We start from the raw sequence: 18307 nt of genomic DNA, 5'->3' as shown, positions 1-18307 counted from the left end.
AAAAAACCGCCCAAAGCTTTACAATTCTTTATTTTTGTTCCCAGGTTAAAAAATGACTGCAGCCTTACCCATACATGATTACGCTTTGCTTGATGACGCGGAATGCGATGCCCGCATTGCTGCCGCGAAAGCCAAACTAGGCAAACGCTGTATCGTGCTTGGTCATCATTACCAACGCGACGAAGTGTTCAAACATGCCGATATTTATGGCGATTCATTGAAGTTATCTCGCGAGGCTGCGCAATCCGAGGCTGAATACATCGTATTTTGCGGCGTGCATTTTATGGCCGAGGTGGCGGATATTCTGTCGCGGCCGGAACAGATCGCGATTCTACCGGACATGGCCGCCGGTTGTTCGATGGCCGACATGGCCAATAAGGTCAAAGTCCAACAATGTTGGGACGAGTTGGCGAAAATTATTGATGTGGAAAACGCCGTGACACCGGTGACTTACATCAACTCCGCCGCCGATTTAAAAGCGTTTTGCGGCCAGCATGAGGGCATCGTTTGTACCTCGTCTAATGCCGAAAAAATTCTGAACTGGAGTTTTGCGAAACGCGAAAAAGTATTGTTTTTCCCCGATCAGCATTTGGGCCGCAACACCGGTTACCGGATGGGTATCCCGCTGGAACAGATGGTGACCTGGGATTTCAACAAGCCGCAGGGCGGCTTGACCGAACAGCAAATCCGCGATGCCAAGATTATTCTGTGGAAGGGTTATTGTTCCGTGCATCAGGCCTTCCAGCCCGAACAGATCGATAATTTTAAGGAAAAATACCCGGAAACCATTGTCATTTCCCATCCCGAAGCCTGTTTTGAAGTCTGTGAAAAATCCGATTACATCGGTTCCACTGAAATGATTTTAAAAATCGTCCGTGAAGCCGAAGCCAATACCCGTTGGTTGGTGGCGACCGAATTGAATCTGGTCAATCGCTTGAACCAGGAATGTAAAGCCCAGGGTAAAAGCGTGCATTTCATGGCGCCAACTTTAAGCATGTGCTCGACTATGTTCCGCACCGACCCGCAACATTTGGCCTGGGTGTTGGAAAACCTGGCGGCCGGGCATGTGGTTAACCAAGTTTCCGTGCCTGCTGAGCAGGCGCTGCTGGCGAAAAAGACCTTGGATAATATGCTATTGGCGTCGTAACCCGGCCTGAGCGGATTCCCGCTAGTTGTGCAGGCGAGTATCGAGCGGGTTTAAATACCGCCACGATAGTCCGCCTGCTTTTAGCCATCTAGTTACTTACCGGCGCACGTCAAACTTCAGGTCCATCAATGCCGAAGCTTGCCCCAATCCATTAGCATTAGTTCGGATAGGGTTTGTTGGGCGACGCTTTCGGCATGTTTGGCGGCGATAATCTTTGCATAAAGCTCGTTTCTATCTGTTTTGAGTTCTAGCAAATCGGCTTCAGTCACGCCATGTTCCGGTTTGGCACGGGCGATAAAATTATCAAGCCAGGCGAGAAGTTCTTCATCTCCGGAAGGGAGAAAATCAGAGTCAGACATATCGCAGCCCTCGGGAATTTAAATGGGTAGAATCGACTTCTTGGCATTTTTGCTTGTGTTCAAAGATGTTCAAGGAATAGTCACGGTTTAAGCGAGCCGTCCTTTCCCTCTGGGAGCGGGGCAATCTACGGCTAGATGGATTATCAGCAGAATCACGGCGCGCAATTGATGACCAGATCGTTGCTGAACTGCCTTCCTTTGGCATGTTTTTATACTTCAAACTGTTATTTTGACTATCAAAGTGCGCGTATCAGGCATTCATTGCCACGTAGCCTGCCTTCCGTAAAAACCGATGCTCTGTAAGTTACGTCGGCTCTAGCTTGCAGCAGTTTGCCCCCAGTCTTGGATACGCACTATTGGAAGGCTCAAATTGGCGTATCCAAAGCGCCTGCGGGTCTGGCCACTTCTAGCCACGCAGCAGATGATTCGTCATTTAAGGATCTAGCTTTTATTGTCCGCCGATAGGGTCTGGCGACAGCCTTGCCGGTTCTGCCAAACTATAGCCGATAATCGTTAGTCAGCATAGTGTGCGCGTTAACTTTTTGTAGGGAATGATTGCCTGGCTTATGGTGGCGTGCGTTGTGGGGTAACATCTTGGCAATTGGTCAAAAATGGCGAGTTACAATCCTAAGCTGCTAATATGAATTAATTTACAACGCCAGAGAAGGGTAAATAAGCTGTCATCCAAAATATGTGATTAGCTTGCGTGCTCGCATATTTCGACGCCAACATTCCACCGATTACGCTATCACAAAGTGGTGTGGACTTTTCTAATCACTCGCTACTTAAACTAGAAGTCGCTTTCCGAGATTAACCCACCATATTCATCTAAAATCTGTAATAGACAGGTATTTGAGCGTAGTAGTCGAAGCTATAAGACAATCCCCAACGCTGGGGCGGGATTAGAGACGGAAAATCTATCTGATTTGTTATTAGCAACAATTGAGAACCGATAGAAATCCTAAAGTGCCGCAACATTCTCGTACTAATGTGTAGGCCGTTTCAACGAAGGTAGTGAACACTATGAATGAGCAAAATGGAAACGGCCAGATGAATGGACCGGGCGGATGGCTAGATTTCTTGATGGTACGCTTCGGCTTAGGGCTACAACCTCGACCGGTAATTCAGCAAATCGATACGCTGCTTTCCGAGCAGGTGCGCCTTCTGTATGCCAATCTGCCCGTTTCCCTCGTTATCAGTGCCTTGCTCGCTGTGATCCTAGTCTGTGTCCAATATTCGGTGATTGCTCCCGATCGGCTGTTTGCCTGGTCAGCCGTATTTGCCGCGTTTTTGCTTGGACGGGCTATTCTATATGCCGCTTGGAATAGATATGCTTGCTCAGCCAATCAGGCCGACACGCACCGTTGGCTGCGCTGGTTCCGCATTGGTGCTATTGCCACCGGCATTGTTTGGGGTATTGCTGGTGTATTACTCGCGCCCTCCGGCGACCCCGGCCATAAAGTCTATGTCTCATTCGTGCTGGCTGGCCTGTGTGCAGGGGCTGCCACGACGCTCGCCACCGATAGTATCTCGGCCGTTGGCTTTTTGCTTTCGGTTCTGTTACCGAACGTCGTCTTTCTTGTCACCGAAGCCGACACGGTCTCCCTCGGCATGAGCGCAATGATTATGCTGTTTCTTTTCTTCCTGCTGGCTAGTGCCCGGCAAATGGGTATCCAGCTGCAGGAGAACTTTCATTTGCGATTGAAGGCGAAAGAAAACGAATCGTGGTTGCGCCAGATGTTGGAAAGCAGTCCTATTGCGACACGCATTGTTGATGTCGCCGATAACCAAGTGGTATTTGCCAATAACAGCTATATCGCATTGATCGACTCAAGCCCGGAGGAGATTATCGGTATCGTCCCGAGCCAATATTACGCTCATCCGGAAGCGTATGCGGACGTGATGGAACAGCTCCGGCAAGGCGGGCAGGTTATCAACAAGTTGATTGAACTTCATTTGCTCGGAGAGGAGGTTAGGAGCAAATGGGCACTGGCCTCCTATTTTCCGGTTGAATTTCGGGACAAACCGGCGACTCTGGGCTGGTTTTACGATATTACCGACCGGAAGGTCATGGAAGAAGCCTTGCGCGACAACCAGGCACAATTGCAGGCCATTTTGGATTCCTCGCCGGTCGGCATTGGCTGGTCGGATCTCGACGGCAAGGTAGAGTACATTAACGAGAAATTCACCGAGCTGTTTGGCTACACCCTGGAAGACATCCCTACTATCCAAGACTGGTATCGGCTGGCCTATCCGAACGAGACTTTTCGCAATGAGGTCGTCGGCGAATGGGCGCGCAAAGTGGCTATCGCCAGGGATGTCGGTGCCAAACCGCCGGCGCTTGAAGTCCCTGTCGTCTGTAAGAACGGCTCGGTTCGTCATATCATCATTTCCGTGTCTTGGGTCGGCAGTCACCGGCTGGTCAATTTCAGCGACATCAGTGATCGCTGGCTCGCCGATCAACGGGACCGCGCGCGCAATGCCACATTGGAGATGATTGCCACAGGTTCGACGCTGCAGCAGATTTTGAATGCCATTGTTCGTAGCGTGGAAGCGGAAGGCGATGGGATGATCTGCTCCATTCTGTTGCTTGATAGAGACGGTCGACACCTGAGGGTTGGCGCGGCGCCCAGCCTGCCGGCATTCTATAATCAAGCCGTCGACGGCCTTGAAATAGGCGGCGGCATCGGTTCCTGCGGCACCGCAGCCTTCACGATGCGACGGGTCGTGGTCGCCGACATCCAGAGTCATCCCTACTGGGCGAATTTTAAGGCTATTGCGGCCCGCGCGGAGTTGGCATCGTGCTGGTCGGAACCTATTCTGTCGTCGAAAGGCCGGTTGCTCGGCACGTTTGCGATCTACCATCGTCAACCGCGCTTGCCCGATGATGCGGCACTGGAACTGATCGGCTACGCCGCCAATCTTGCCAGCATCGCCATCGAGCACTATCAGGCCAGCGAGGAGCTTGAGCGCCAGGCGCACACCGACTTCCTCACCGAACTCAACAACCGGAGATATTTCATGGAACTGGCGGAAACCGAATTAGCTCGCGCACTACGTTACCGCAAAGCCTTATCCCTGTTCATGTTCGACATCGATCATTTCAAGGCCGTCAACGACACCCATGGCCATAAGAGCGGCGATATGGTGCTGCAAAAACTGGCCGAAACGATGAGGCAGACTTTGCGCGATGTGGATATCGTCGGCCGTTTGGGTGGCGAGGAGTTTGCCGCGATACTGCCGGAAACCAACGCAGATGAGGCATGGGAAGCCGCTGAACGGTTGCGGCTGGCAGTCGCAGGTACCGAAATGCAGACCGAAGCAGGCGTGCCGCTACACATCACCCTCTCGATTGGCGTCGCTACGCTACTTGATGAGTCCATTAACCTCGAAACGCTACTGAAACAAGCCGACGAAGCACTTTACGTCGCCAAGAATAGCGGCCGTAATCAAGTCCGAATGGCGGCCGTAACGCCGAGGGGAGGGGGCGAAAATGTCTTGGCGGATTTCGTCAAGCTTTCCTGGCATACGGTTTACGAATGCGGTCATCCGTTGATTGACGATCAGCACCGAGCGCTGTTTCGACAGGTCAATGACTTTCTCGCGTCTATACTCGCAGGATGTCCGTCGGATCAGGTGCTAAAGGTGATCGAGTCGGTGATAGACGATATAGTCCAACATTTTCAATGCGAGGAAGCTATTTTCGCGGAGATTGGCTTTCCCGGCGCATTGGAACATAGCGTTATCCATCGGAAGCTTGTGGAACGGGCAATCGAACTGACTAATGGCTTTCGGACTGATAGCATCACTGTTGGCGAACTGTTCCAATATTTAGCTCATGATTTAATTGCCAAGCACATGCTGAAAGAGGATAGAGAATTTTTTCCTTATCTGTAGACTGGGCATATTATGGGTGTTGACGTGCAATTTTTCCTGATTCTGTGTTGAAGTCTATTACGAGGTCTGCGGTAACACCAAGGTCACGGCGTTGATTAGTCAGATGTCGCCAACAGCAGGGCAGCACATCCTGGTGAATGGATAATACATATTCCAAATCACGAGCCCATTATGAGGCCCGGTTCCCCCTTGTTATGAATGAGCGGTTTCTGTCATAAACCAGCTATTCCAGACAGTGTCTCCATTGGCAGAAAATGGCCGGCACCAGGCCAATTACCCAGCAATCGGGTGAAAAGGGCTGCCGCAATCGCACCAATTCGGTATTACGAGCATCGTGCGATTTTTATCCTATTTGTCCGGACTGTGCTTGATGCAATGCCACGAAGTCGGACATTGCCAGGCTGCAGATAACTTTGGTGTTGTCGTCTAGGATGTCGTACAGCCCGTCGGTGCCGCCGCGGATGCTGAACAACAGTATGACGTCGATGTCGCCACCGCCTTCCCGGTGAGGTACGTCGCTGGCCGGGCTGAGGGTATAGCTGCCGACCGGCCTGATTTCCTTCAATGCGCCGTCGGCCTGATAGATTCTGTGTTCGCCTTGAATGACGAAAATATGGTTTGGGGCTTTGTGTCGGTGCAGCACGATTTGTTGGCCGGCGGCGAATTTGAACAAGACGTCGATAATGTTTGAGTTGGCGTCGATGTTCAGAATGAAATACCGTAAATGCTCGAATCCCTCCAGGGTTTGCCAATCGATACGGCGGTCGTCGAAAAGATATGTGTTCATGGCGATGCTCTCTGCTTGATAGTGGCTGGGTGTGCGACTGATACACACGCTGATGCTTGGGCTGTCAATATCGCGGACTGTTGCAGCTTAAGTGAGTCCTGGGTCTGAGTAAGCTGATATTTGCCCGAAAAAGTCGGGCAAATTGCCCGTTGCTGTCTCACATTCCGACCGAGTGGCGGGGTCAAAGGCAGTCAGTTGGCCGAAGTTGCCGCCGCCGCAGGGTTAGCGATAACTGCATAGGGCTTGGTTGCTAGCGGTTGTTTGCTGTACGATTCAAGCATGAACTGGCCAGCCGTTCACGGCAGGCTCCTAAAACAAAGGCGTCCAAAAGCATGGCGCAACTCAACATCGTAAATTATGAAACAGCCGGATATGAGCATCGATGCTCGCAAGCAGGAATTGGCCCACTATTTGGATAAACAACCTTATATGACGGAATTGGATGGCATAAACTTGAAAATTGCCAAAAATGTGTTTCCGTCCGACTTTGGACTGACCAGCTCTTTTTTCGGAAATTTCATTCTGCAACAGCCGCCCGCTGAAATGGCTTTGGACATGGGGTGCGGCAGCGGCTATTTCGCGTTTTTGTTAAAAAAGATAGGCTGTGAAAGCGTGATGGGTGTGGACTTTAATCAGGACGCGGTGCATTGCACCTTGGAAAATACGCACCTGAATCCTGAATTGGCGCCTATTGATTTTCTGCACAGCGATTTATTTGCCGATGTGCCGCACGCGCTATTCGACCTGATTGTTTTTAATTTCAATTATTACCCGTCCGACGGTACCTTCGGGCTGAACGAAGACGGCGGGCGCGATATATTGAAACGGTTTTTCCATCAAGTTAAAGACTACATTACCGAGCACACGCGGATTTATATTCCCTATTCGGAATTTGTCGGCGAGGAGCACGATCCGAAAAACATCGGCCCGGATTTCGGTTTTTCGGTTACCGTGGAAGAAAGCACCGTTAATCATGCCGGCGCGCATCATATATATAAAGTGATGAAGGCCTAATAGTTTATTCGTCCGGGGCTGGGGCGCGGTGAACTGATAAGTTGCGGCTAAGTTCCTGCCGGAGCACAGCTAGTTTGGCGACTTTTAACTCTGCGGGTTGTTACCGCGCCGCCTTGCTGCTTGCTTGGCGGCTTTTTGCTCGCGAATGGCTGTCAGTTCCACCATTTCCGCTTCTATCATTTCCGGGGTTTCCAGGGTAATTTGACCCAGGGTGCCGGCTCTAAATTCGTTCATTAGTAGTTTGGCGGCTTTATCCAGTTCGACGATGCCGCCGCTACGCAAACAGCCGCGTTTGGCGCCGATAGCTTCTAGTAGTGCGAGCGGTTCCTCGGGCAAAGGATCCAAACGATAGCGCTGGCTTAGGCGCTCCGGGTAGGCTTTGCGCAGATATTCCAAGGCATACAGCGCGATGTCATCGTGTTGAAACGCGGTGTCCTTGATCGCGCCGGTGACCGCCAATCGATAGCCGCTGTGGCGGTTTTCCACGTTGGGCCAGAGTACACCGGGGGTGTCGGAGAGGACTATGTTATTGCCTAAATTGATGCGTTGCTGGTGTTTGGTGACGGCCGGTTCGTTGCCGGTTTTGGCGATGGTGCGCCCGGCCAGCACATTGATGATTGTGGATTTGCCGACGTTGGGGATGCCCATGATCATGGTGCGGATTACCTTGTTGGCGGCGGTTTTCTCCGGCAGCATCTTCGCGCACAAGTCGATAATCTGTTTGATCTTCTCCGGTTGTTGGGTGGTGACAGCCAGGGTTTTGACAGCTTGTTCCCGTTCTAAATAGGTTTGCCACTCTTTTGTCAATTCAGGATCGGCTAAATCAGTTTTGCTGAGCACGCGGATGGTGGGTTTGTCGCCTCGCAGGCTTGCCAGCATCGGGTTTTGGCTGCTGTAAGGAATGCGCGCGTCGAGAATTTCGATTAGCAAATCGATGTCGGGCAAGGCGTACTTGATCTCCTTACTGGCCTTGTGCATGTGGCCGGGGAACCATTGGATTTGCATGTTTTGTGTCTCTTTAAAAGCGGGAACAGTGGGCCATTGTACAGCACTCGGGTTCGGTCATTTTTCCGCACAGCTGAGATAAATTGCGAGTAAGGGATTCGTCAAGTCTGTCGTGGTGTGGGCTTTTCTTGATTTATTAGCAATTGGAGGCGCCTAAGCGCATGGCGACGGTAGACGTAGATTGCTGGTTTTTGCTACAATCCAGTCTATTTTTGGTGCTTTCGGCACATCTCGACGCAAGTCTTTCACACTCATCCCGGAGAAAACTCTATGGCAATTAAAGTTGCAATTAACGGTTATGGTCGTATCGGTCGCAATGTCATGCGCGCTTTGTACGAATCAGGTCGCACCAACGAGATCCAAGTCGTCGCAATTAATGATTTGGGCGATTCCAAAACCAACGCACACTTGACCAAGTACGACACCGTACACGGTAAATTCCAGTTTGATGTGTCTGTCGACGGCGATTACATCGTGATCAACGGCGACAAAATTCGCGTATTAGCTGAAAGAGACCCTGCTAAATTGCCGTGGGGGGAACTAGGTGTCGACGTTGTGCTGGAGTCTACTGGTTTTTTCACCAGCAAAGCTAAAGCTTCAGCTCACATTACCGCTGGTGCGAAAAAAGTCATCATCTCCGCCCCCGGTGGCAGCGATGTCGATGCAACGATTGTTTATGGTGTTAACCATCACACCTTGAAAGCGTCCGACACTGTCATCTCCAATGCTTCTTGCACCACCAACTGCTTGGCGCCGCTGGTTAAACCTTTGATGGACACTATCGGTGTCGATCACGGTTTGATGACCACCATCCATTCTTACACCAACGATCAAGTGTTAACCGACGTGTATCACAGCGACTTGCACCGTGCCCGTTCCGCCACGCAATCCATGATCCCAACCAAAACCGGTGCTGCTGCCGCGGTAGGATTGGTGTTGCCGGAAATGAAAGGCAAGCTGGACGGTTTCGCCATGCGCGTGCCAACCATCAACGTCTCTGTGGTCGATTTGTGCTTCCAAGCTTCCAGAAACACCACCAAAGAAGAAATCGACAGCATTTTGCGCGAAGCGGCGGCGGGTCCATTGAAAGGCATTTTGGCGATCAACGATGAGCCATTGGTGTCCATGGACTTCAACCACAACCCACATTCTTCAATCTACGAAGCAGGCCTGACCAAAGTCACCGGCGGCAACTTCGTGAAAGTTCTGTCCTGGTACGACAACGAATGGGGTTTCTCAAACCGTATGCTCGATACCACGGTTGCTTTGTTCAACGCCAAATAAAGGGTTTACATGCTGTTACGAAGAACGAAAATCCTGGCGACGCTGGGACCTGCCACGGATAAACCCGGTGTACTTGAAGAGTTGTTCGAGGCCGGAATCGATGTTGTGCGTTTGAATTTCTCGCACGGTTCGGCGCAGGATCATATTGAGCGCGCCAATCGGGTCAGAGCACTTAGCAAAAAAACCGGTCGCCGCGTAGGTATTTTGGCCGATTTGCAAGGTCCGAAAATCCGCATCGAGCGCTTTAAAGAAAATAAAGTCCGGCTGGAAGAAGGTCAGGCTTTTGCGCTGGATATTAACCTGGGTAAACTCGATGGCGACAATACCCAAGTCGGCATCAGCTACGAACCTTTGGCTCGCGAAGTTAAACCCGGTACCCGTCTGTTATTGGATGATGGTCGGGTGGTGCTGGATGTGGTTAACGTCATCGACAATACCCGCGTTAACACCACCGTAGTGGTGGGCGGCGATTTGTCCAATAACAAAGGCATCAACTTGTTGGGTGGCGGTTTGTCGGCGGCAGCTTTGACTGACAAAGACAAAGAAGACATCAAAACGATTGGTGTCATCGGTGCCGATTACGTGGCTATTTCATTTCCACGCACTGCCGACGATATGCACGAAGCTCGTGCGTTGCTGGAAGCGGTAGGTTGCTATGCCGGTTTGGTTGCTAAAGTCGAAAGGGCTGAAGCGATGGAAGTTATCGACGAAATCATTCTGGCTTCCGATGCAATCATGGTCGCGCGTGGCGATTTGGGTGTGGAAATTGGTGATGCTAATTTGCCTGCGGCTCAAAAGCTTTTGATCAAACGCTCCAGAGAGTTGAACAGGGTGGTTATCACGGCGACGCAAATGATGGAGTCGATGATCGAAAATCCGATCCCAACGCGTGCTGAAGTATTTGACGTGGCTAACGCTATCGTCGACGGTACCGATGCGATCATGTTGTCGGCGGAAACGGCATCAGGCAAGCATCCGGTGAAAACCGTGCAAGCCATGGTACGGATTTGCGTGGAAACCGAGAAACAGCCTAGCGTAACCCATTCGCATCACCGCATGACCGATAGCTTTTCGACTATTGATGAAGCGATCGCGATGTCTGCCATGTATTTGGCGAACCATACCAAAATCGCCGGTATCGCCTCTTTGACCGAGTCGGGTTCGACGCCGCTGTGGATGTCACGGATCAGCTCCGAAATTCCTATCTTTGCATTCAGCAGTCAGGAACGCACCTTGGGCCGAGTGACCCTATACAAGGGCGTGTTCCCAATTCCGTTTGCCAAAGAAAAAATGGAATCGGCCAGCGTGACGCAAAGCCTGATTAAGGCCTTGAAAACGCGTGGTGTTGTGAAACCGGGCGATGCATTGATTCGAACCAAAGGCGATTTAACCGGCGCCAGCGGTGGAACCAATTCGATGAAAGTCATCAACGTGACCGAAGATTAATTTCTAAAAGTCGGTTGATCTGCAAAGGGGGGTGTCGTGCAAGCGACGCCCCCTTTTTTATATCCGGGATTTAACAATTAGCCTAAGTGTAATGACCTGTAATCAGCGCTAAATGCGTCGGGTAAGCATCCGACTGATATAGCGCTGTGTTATTGGCAACCATAGATGCTAATTGAGCATTCAGATGCTCATGCGTGAGGCAGCCCCAAGTGCTCGGCGTCTCCGTGGGAAATGATTAAACCGTCGCTAACTTGGCGTATGCCAGCATCAGCCATTTGATACCGGCGTTGCGGAAATTGATCTGCACCCGTTCCTGTTCGCCTTCGCCTTCCATTTGCAGTACCACTCCTTCGCCAAATTTTTCGTGCCTGACTGGCTGGCCCAGTTTGTAAGTACCTTTGCTGCCCAAGCTTTTCGTTTGCGGTGCGCTGCCGACGGCCGGTCTGCTCACATTCGCGCGTAGGCGGATTTCTTGAATTGACTCCTGCGGCAATTCGCGTAAAAACCGCGAGGCTCGCGGATAACTGTCCTTGCCGTACAGGCGCCGCGATTCTGCATGGGTTAGATACAGCTGTTGCATGGCGCGGGTGATGCCAACGTAGCAGAGGCGGCGCTCTTCCTGCAAACGGCCAGCGTCGTCTAGCGCTTGCTGAGAAGGGAATAAGCCTTCTTCCAAACCGACCAGAAATACCAACTTGAATTCCAAGCCCTTGGCGGAATGTAGTGTCATTAGTTGCACGCAATCTTCATCGACTTCGCCTTGCATTTCGCCGGCTTCCAGCGCCGCATGCGCTAAAAACATGTCCAATTCGCCCATGTTTTCCGCATTTTCGCTATCGTAATCGAACAAGCGGGCGGCATTGACCAGCTCCTCCAGGTTTTCCACCCGCGCTTCGCCTTTGTCTTGTTTTTCTTTTTTATACAGCTCGATCAGGCCGCTGGTTTCGACGACTTGTTTGACCGTTTCATGTAGGCTCAAGTCTTTAGTGGTTTCGCCCAGCGCAATAATAAGGTTTAAAAAGCCGCGCAAGGCATTGGCGGCGCGCGCCGATAATTGATTTTGTTCCAGCATCGCCAAGGCTGCTTGCCAGAGCGATAACTGCAGTTCACGGGCTAGAATGCGCATGTCGTCCAGGGTTTTGGCGCCGATGCCGCGCGTCGGAGTATTCACCACTCGCTCGAAGGAAGGGTCGTCGTGCGGATTGGTGGATAGGCGCAAGTAGGCGAGGGCGTTCTTGATTTCCATCCGCTCGAAAAAGCGCAGGCCGCCGTAAACCCGATAAGGGGTGGCGGTGGTCATCAGACGTTCTTCAAATTGCCGCGATTGGGCGTTGGAACGATACAGAATCGCGGTATCGCTGCGCAAACCGCCGTCTTTAACCCATTGCCGAATTTTCTCGACCACGAAATACGCTTCGTCTTGCTCGTTAAATGCCGAGTACAGAGAAATGGCCTGACCTTCACCGGCGTCGGTCCATAATTCCTTGCCCATCCGGTTGTCGTTATTGGCGATCAGGGTATTAGCGGCTTTCAGGATGTGGCCGGTGGAGCGGTAGTTTTGCTCCAGGCGGACAATGTCGTGCTCGGGATAGTGCTTTTGGAAATTAAAAATATTTTCGATTTTGGCGCCGCGCCAGCCATAGATCGATTGATCGTCATCGCCGACCACGAACAGATTGTTGTTGCCCTCGGTGAGCAGTCGCAGCCAGGCGTATTGTATGGTGTTGGTGTCCTGAAACTCGTCGACGTGGACTTGCTGAAAGCGTTGCTTGTAAAAAGCCAGCAAATCGTCGTTATCGCGCAGCAGTTCGTGAGCGCGCAGCAGTAACTCGGCAAAATCGACCAGACCGGAGCGCTGGCATACTTCCTCGTAAGCCAGATAAACCTGCTTCATCTGCCGGTTATAAAAATCGCCGTTGTCCTGCATATGCTTGGCGCGGATACCTTCGTCTTTTTGCGCGTTGATAAACCATTGCGCCTGTTTCGGCGGCCATTTGCTATCGTCCAGATTCAGGTTTTTCATCAGACGTTTGATGATGCGCAATTGGTCGTCGCTATCCATTACCTGAAAGGTGTCCGGCAGCTTGGCTTGCTTGGCGTGTTGCCGCAACAAGCGGTGGGCCAAGCCGTGGAAAGTGCCTATCCACATCGCGCGGGTTGGGGTCTCGAGTAAGTCCTCGATGCGGTTGCGCATTTCGTTGGCGGCCTTGTTGGTAAACGTCACCGCCAGAATGTTGTAGGGCGAAATCTGGTTGATCTGGATATGCCAAGCGATGCGATGCACCAGTACCCGGGTTTTGCCGCTGCCGGCACCGGCTAGCACCAACATGGCTTGCATCGGCGCAGAAACGGCCAAGCGCTGGTCGTCGTTTAAAGAGGCAATAATAGAAGAGACATCCATTTTTTATAACTTGCAGATTTTGATGAGCTGTGTATATTTGCTTGCCTTTTAAAGGAAAGCTTTGCGTCGGGACTAATAACTACAACACAGAGAGGATTGGAAATGAGCTTCGATTATAAACGTTTGATTAAGTTTGAGCACAACATCGGCGAGAAAGATAAGAAAGTCCGTATGGTTTCAGGGGTGGTATTGCTGAGTGCTTCGCTGTTTACCGCTAGTATCTTGATGTTGTTGGTGGGCTTGGTATTGGTTGCCACCAGTTATTCCGGATGGTGTCCTGCGTATTCCAGTCTGGACAAAAATACCTTGGGAAGCACTGCGGCATCCGATAGTCAATAAGCTGTCCTTGCTAGCGCCGAATCCGCGGCTCAGGCGCGGATTCGGATTCAAGAATGCTTCGTTATTCTTTTTTGTGGTATTCGCCTTCAATAATGGTCTGCGAGTTTCGCGCTTGCTGAAATATTGAGCCCACTTGGGTTTGCAGCAAATGATGCTCGATAATGTACTGCGCAATTTTTCTGCGTAAAGTCGGAATTAGACAAGCGAAACCCAACATGTCGGTGAAAAACCCCGGCGTCAATAGCAACGCTCCGCCTACCAGCAATATCGGTCCCTCGATCATTTCATACGCCGGCAGCTCGCCTTGCGCCAATGCCGATTGGAAGCGCTGCCAGGTTGCGAAGCCTTGGCGACGTAGCAGCCAAGCGCCCAAAACCGCGGTAAACACCACCAATAAAATAGTCGGGAAAGCGCCGATTAATCCTCCGACTTGCAATAGTACGTAAATTTCCACAAACGGCACGATCAAAAAAGCGATAAACAGAATTTGCATGGTTTTCATGGTGAGCTCGGTTGCGGTAAAAAGCCGCTAATACTAAGAGCATCTTGGTGCAAATTCCAGGATAATATCGCGATGTATCAATTGATTCTTTGTACCTGTCCGGACGCCGAGTTTGCCGATAAGCTTGCCGGCGCTCTAATAAGCCAAAAACTGGCAGCCTGCGTGAATATATTGCCCGGTGTTCGTTCTGTTTACGAATGGCAGGGTAAAGTTGAAATAGCACAGGAACATTTACTGCTCATCAAAAGTCATCAAGACCGCTATGCGGCAATTGAAGCAGCGTTGAAAGATCTGCACCCTTACCAACTCCCGGAAATTATTGCGGTCGCGATAGAACGCGGCTCGCTGAATTATTTGAAATGGATAGACTCATGCCTTGGCATCGACTGATTTTATTATGTTTGTTGGCTGTTTTTTTGCGTACTGCGGCGGCGCTGGATGCCCAGGATTTTTTGCCGCCTGAGCAAGCGTTTAAGTTAACGGCCACTGCCGAAGCCGCCGATAAAGTCGAGCTGCACTGGCAGATTGCTGAGGGTTATCATCTTTATAGGGATAAAACCAAATTTCAGTCGCAAACCGAATCGATTCAACTCGGTCAGGCCTCCATGCCGGAAGGGATTAGTGAGCATGATCCAAGTTTGGGGGACATGGTCGTGTACCGGAGCGCGCTCGATGTGGTGTTGCCGCTGATTAATCAAAATCATGAAACCCAGTTAAAGCTGTTGGTCAAGTATCAAGGTTGCGCGGACGCCGGCGTTTGTTACCCACCGCAAAAGGTGGTGTTGGATGTGGTGTTACCCACTGCGCCGCCAAGCGCAAGCGGCGATGCGCTTAACCAATTTGTGAAAGGTTTGAAGGGGTTGACGCCCGGTTTGTTTTCCAGCGAGTTATTGCCGCCGGATCAAGCGTTTCAGTTTTTTGCCGGTCTGAAAGACCCGCATACCGTGCAAGCCAGCTGGCAAATTGCCGAAGGTTATTATCTTTATAAGGATAAGCTGGTTTTAAAGTTGGAAGATTCGACACAAACGCGCCTGACGCCTCTGCAGCTGCCGGAAGGTGCGGCGTACCACGACGCAGAATTCGGGCAGGTGCAAATCTACCGAAACCGGATTAGTGTCGACATTCCACTGCTGCGTGCAGGTTCGGCAGCCGAAACCATCAAATTGTTGGCAAAATTTCAGGGTTGCGCCGACCGCGGGGTTTGCTATCCGCCGATGCAATCCGAGATAAGTCTTGATTTGCCGCCAACGGATACTTCGCCGCAACCCAAGCCGGCTGTGATGGCCGAGTTATCGGAGCAGGACAAAATCGTCAACGCCTTGCGGCATGACAGTTTGGCGCTGACCTTATTCAGTTTTTTTGGATTTGGTTTGTTGCTGGCTTTTACGCCTTGTGTGTTTCCGATGATTCCGATCTTATCCGGTATTATCGTTGGGCATGGTGATCAAATCGGTACTCGCAAAGCCTTTTTGCTGTCCTTGAGCTATGTGTTTGCGTCGGCCTTGATGTACACCGTATTTGGGGTATTGGCCGCTTTGTTCGGCAGCAATCTGCAAGCGACCTTTCAAGAGCCTTGGGTAATTGCAGTGTTTTCGGGCTTGTTCGTGGTGTTATCGCTGTCGATGTTTGGTTTTTACCACTTGGAGCTGCCGAAGTCGCTGCAATCAGCACTGCATCATTCTAGCGATAAGCATCGTGACGGTTCTTATTTGGGGGCCGGTATTATGGGGGCGCTATCGTCGCTGATTGTCGGGCCTTGCGTGGCTGCGCCGCTAGCTGCGGCGTTAATCTATATCGGTCAAACCGGCGATGTGGTGTTGGGTGGTTCGGCATTATTTGTGATGGCGATGGGGATGGGCGCACCGTTATTGTTGTTGGGTGCGTCGGCTGGGAAGCTGTTGCCTAGGGCTGGCGATTGGCTTAACGCCACTAAGGCGGTATTCGGCGTGGCGATGTTGGCCGTGGCGGTGTGGATGCTGTCGCGGATTCTGCCGGTAGCCGTGACGATGTTTTTGTGGTCTTTATTATTGGTGACTTCGGCCATATTTCTCGGCGCCATCGACGGGCTGCCGGAAGCGGCATCAGGTTGGCGCAAGCTTTGGAAGGGTCTGGGCATTATCATGCTGGTGTTTGGGATATTGCAGTTGATTGGTCTGAGTGCCGGCAATGGTAATCCGCTGCAGCCGCTGCAGGGTATGAGTTTGGGTGTCCAAGCGCAGCCTGTTCAAGGCCTAGACTTTCAGCGGGTGGCGTCGGTAACGGAATTGGAGCAACGCGTCGAGCAAGCATCTGTCAGCGGAAAGTCGGTGATGTTGGATTTCTACGCCGAGTGGTGTGTTTCCTGTAAGGAGATGGAGGCTTATACCTTCACCGATCCGCAGGTAAAGCAGCAGCTAGCGAATTTCGTGGTGTTGCAAGCGGACGTCACCGCTAACAATGAGGCGGACAAAGCCTTGTTAAAACGCTTCGAGCTGATTGGGCCGCCAGGCATTATATTTTTCGGTACAGATGGGCGGGAGCGGGCTGCTCAGCGCGTGATTGGCTATCAGGATGCCGCTACTTTTCTAAAAACCTTGCAGCAACTATGAATAAAAAAATCATACTGATCGTTACCTGTGTTGCCGTTATTGCGATAGCGAGTGGTCTATTTGCCAGGCAATACTTTGCAGCCGTTGGAGACCGGCAACCGGCTTCACAATTGAATTTCAGCTTGCCCGATCTGGCGGATAAGCCGCAGTCGGTCACGCAATGGCAAGGCAAGATATTGATTATCAATTTCTGGGCAACCTGGTGTCCGCCTTGTTTGAGGGAAATTCCCGAGTTTATAAAACTTCAGGAAGAGTATAAAGATAAAGGGCTGCAATTTGTCGGCATAGCCATCGATGATAAACAAGCAGTAGAAGAATATTTAAAGCGTATCAAGATCAATTACCCCGTGTTAATTGGTGGCGACGGTGCAACGCTGCTGGCGCAGCAGTTGGGTAATGTGATCAATACCTTGCCGTTCACAGTCATCGTTAATCAACAAGGACAAATCGTGCATCATCAATTGGGCGAACTGACGCGAGAGAAAGTATTGGAAGTGATTGTGCCGTTGTTGACGGCAAAATAACTGAAAAGTCGGTAAAACGATGCCTAATGAGGTGAAAAACGGTTTATCTGGACAAAAACCTACAAATTAGGGAGAATTCCCTTTTTATATAGTATTTTTTGTTCAGCACCGGCAATGGCAAACCTCACTGTTCTTAATGGACCGAATTTAAACCTGTTAGGTGTTCGAGAGCCAGGCTTATACGGCAGTAAAACATTGCAGAGCATTCAGCAAGGAATGGAACAATTGGCTCGGTCGCTTGGACATCAATTGAGTTTTCTGCAAAGTAATGCCGAGCACGAAATTATTGAACAAATACATCAAGCCTATCGGCAGGGAGTTGATTTTATCATTATCAACCCCGCCGCATTTACTCATACCAGCGTGGCGATTCGCGATGCCTTGCTGGCAACCAAGATTGCATTCATAGAAGTACATTTATCGAACGTGCATGCCCGTGAGCCTTTCAGGAAGCATTCGTATTTTTCGGATATCGCCGTCGGCGTTATCTGTGGATTGGGGGCGAACGGTTACGAATTGGCTTTGCAAGCCGCTCATCAGATATTACTAGAGAGAATTCAGAACAATGGATATTAGAAAAATAAAAAAACTGATTGATCTTATCGAGGAATCCGATATTGCTGAAATAGAGATTCGTGAAGGCGAAGAATCAGTGAAAATCAGCCGTTATTCGGCGGCGGCACCCGTGCAATATGCCGCGCCTATTGCTGCACCCGTAGCCGCAGCAGCGGTTGCTACAGCTCCAGTTGAAGAAAAAATCAGCGGTCATGTCGTTAAATCACCGATGGTCGGTACCTTTTACCGTTCGGCGTCGCCTGGTTCGGCATCATTTGTCGAGATCGGCCAGTCGGTTAGCAACGGGCAAACGTTGTGCATTATCGAGGCCATGAAAATTTTGAACCAGATCGAGGCGGATAAAAGCGGCAAAATCAAACAAATTCTGGTTGAAAACGGCCATCCGGTCGAATACGGCCAACCTTTGTTCATCATCGAATAACCGACAAAGGGGCTCGA

General features: G+C 50.9%; 16 protein-coding genes. 11 read left to right on the top strand and 5 right to left on the bottom strand.

Annotated features, from left to right (window positions below):
- The first annotated feature begins 52 nt into the window (after window positions 1–52).
- Window positions 53–1147 (top strand): quinolinate synthase NadA, encoded by a 1095-nt coding sequence (gene nadA, locus EBA_RS17195; protein ID WP_192375837.1) that lies wholly within the window; start codon window positions 53–55, stop codon window positions 1145–1147.
- A 125-nt stretch (window positions 1148–1272) separates the two neighbouring features.
- Here nadA and EBA_RS17190 read toward each other — a convergent pair whose 3' ends face one another.
- The gene (locus EBA_RS17190) at window positions 1273–1506 is read right to left on the bottom strand and encodes a hypothetical protein (protein WP_192375836.1); all 234 of its coding nucleotides are present in this window, start codon (window positions 1504–1506) and stop codon (window positions 1273–1275) included.
- Window positions 1507–2529: 1023 nt separating this feature from the next.
- On the opposite strand from EBA_RS17190, the gene EBA_RS17185 reads away from it, so the two are divergent.
- Entirely contained in the window at window positions 2530–5403 is a 2874-nt protein-coding gene (locus EBA_RS17185) for a diguanylate cyclase (RefSeq protein ID WP_192375835.1), read from the top strand.
- Window positions 5404–5746: 343 nt separating this feature from the next.
- Here EBA_RS17185 and EBA_RS17180 read toward each other — a convergent pair whose 3' ends face one another.
- Window positions 5747–6190, bottom strand: a complete 444-nt coding sequence (locus tag EBA_RS17180) for a cupin domain-containing protein (protein ID WP_192375834.1) — start codon at window positions 6188–6190, stop codon at window positions 5747–5749.
- Between the two features lie 357 nt (window positions 6191–6547).
- On the opposite strand from EBA_RS17180, the gene EBA_RS17175 reads away from it, so the two are divergent.
- Window positions 6548–7204: a methyltransferase gene (locus EBA_RS17175; protein WP_192375833.1), complete on the top strand. Its 657-nt coding sequence runs from the start codon at window positions 6548–6550 to the stop codon at window positions 7202–7204.
- Window positions 7205–7288: 84 nt separating this feature from the next.
- On the opposite strand, the gene ylqF is transcribed toward EBA_RS17175, so the two are convergent.
- Window positions 7289–8209, bottom strand: a complete 921-nt coding sequence (gene ylqF / locus EBA_RS17170) for a ribosome biogenesis GTPase YlqF (protein WP_192375832.1) — start codon at window positions 8207–8209, stop codon at window positions 7289–7291.
- Window positions 8210–8479: 270 nt separating this feature from the next.
- On the opposite strand from ylqF, the gene gap reads away from it, so the two are divergent.
- Both gap and pyk read left to right on the top strand, forming a co-directional pair.
- Window positions 8480–9493 (top strand): type I glyceraldehyde-3-phosphate dehydrogenase, encoded by a 1014-nt coding sequence (gene gap / locus EBA_RS17165; protein ID WP_192375831.1) that lies wholly within the window; start codon window positions 8480–8482, stop codon window positions 9491–9493.
- Between the two features lie 9 nt (window positions 9494–9502).
- On the top strand, window positions 9503–10939 hold the full coding sequence (gene pyk / locus EBA_RS17160; protein WP_192375830.1) for a pyruvate kinase: 1437 nt from the start codon (window positions 9503–9505) through the stop codon (window positions 10937–10939).
- A gap of 235 nt (window positions 10940–11174) precedes the next feature.
- Here pyk and uvrD read toward each other — a convergent pair whose 3' ends face one another.
- A complete protein-coding gene (gene uvrD, locus EBA_RS17155; protein ID WP_192375829.1) occupies window positions 11175–13340 on the bottom strand; it encodes a DNA helicase II in 2166 nt (721 codons plus the stop codon).
- A 102-nt stretch (window positions 13341–13442) separates the two neighbouring features.
- Between uvrD and EBA_RS17150 the strand changes: the two genes are divergently transcribed.
- Window positions 13443–13679, top strand: coding sequence for a YgaP family membrane protein (locus EBA_RS17150; RefSeq protein ID WP_192375828.1), 237 nt, complete (start codon window positions 13443–13445; stop codon window positions 13677–13679).
- 61 nt (window positions 13680–13740) lie between these two features.
- Here the strand turns inward: EBA_RS17150 and EBA_RS17145 are convergent, their stop codons facing one another.
- Window positions 13741–14181 carry an FxsA family protein gene (locus EBA_RS17145; protein ID WP_192375827.1) on the bottom strand — a complete coding sequence of 147 codons (441 nt, stop codon included), beginning with the start codon at window positions 14179–14181 and terminating at the stop codon, window positions 13741–13743.
- 72 nt (window positions 14182–14253) lie between these two features.
- Here EBA_RS17145 and cutA point away from each other — a divergent pair, with 72 nt between their 5' ends.
- The 5 genes from cutA to accB all read left to right on the top strand — a co-directional run bounded on the left by cutA (window position 14254) and on the right by accB (window position 18290).
- Complete coding sequence (gene cutA / locus EBA_RS17140; RefSeq protein WP_192375826.1) at window positions 14254–14571, top strand: divalent-cation tolerance protein CutA; 318 nt, start codon at window positions 14254–14256, stop codon at window positions 14569–14571.
- Entirely contained in the window at window positions 14553–16769 is a 2217-nt protein-coding gene (gene dsbD / locus EBA_RS17135) for a protein-disulfide reductase DsbD (protein ID WP_192375825.1), read from the top strand. Before cutA ends, dsbD begins: the two co-directional genes overlap by 19 nt.
- Window positions 16766–17293: a TlpA family protein disulfide reductase gene (locus EBA_RS17130; protein WP_192375824.1), complete on the top strand. Its 528-nt coding sequence runs from the start codon at window positions 16766–16768 to the stop codon at window positions 17291–17293. Before dsbD ends, EBA_RS17130 begins: the two co-directional genes overlap by 4 nt.
- A gap of 114 nt (window positions 17294–17407) precedes the next feature.
- A complete protein-coding gene (gene aroQ / locus EBA_RS17125) occupies window positions 17408–17869 on the top strand; it encodes a type II 3-dehydroquinate dehydratase (protein ID WP_192375823.1) in 462 nt (153 codons plus the stop codon).
- Window positions 17859–18290 carry an acetyl-CoA carboxylase biotin carboxyl carrier protein gene (gene accB, locus EBA_RS17120; protein ID WP_192375822.1) on the top strand — a complete coding sequence of 144 codons (432 nt, stop codon included), beginning with the start codon at window positions 17859–17861 and terminating at the stop codon, window positions 18288–18290. The genes aroQ and accB overlap by 11 nt, the downstream gene beginning before the upstream one ends.
- The last annotated feature ends 17 nt before the right edge of the window (window positions 18291–18307 follow it).

Source organism: Methylomonas albis, assembly GCF_014850955.1.
In the GTDB taxonomy this organism is placed as follows: domain Bacteria; phylum Pseudomonadota; class Gammaproteobacteria; order Methylococcales; family Methylomonadaceae; genus Methylomonas; species Methylomonas albis.
Note: the sequence above shows the minus strand (reverse complement) of the source record. Positions and strands in the feature narration are given on the sequence as shown.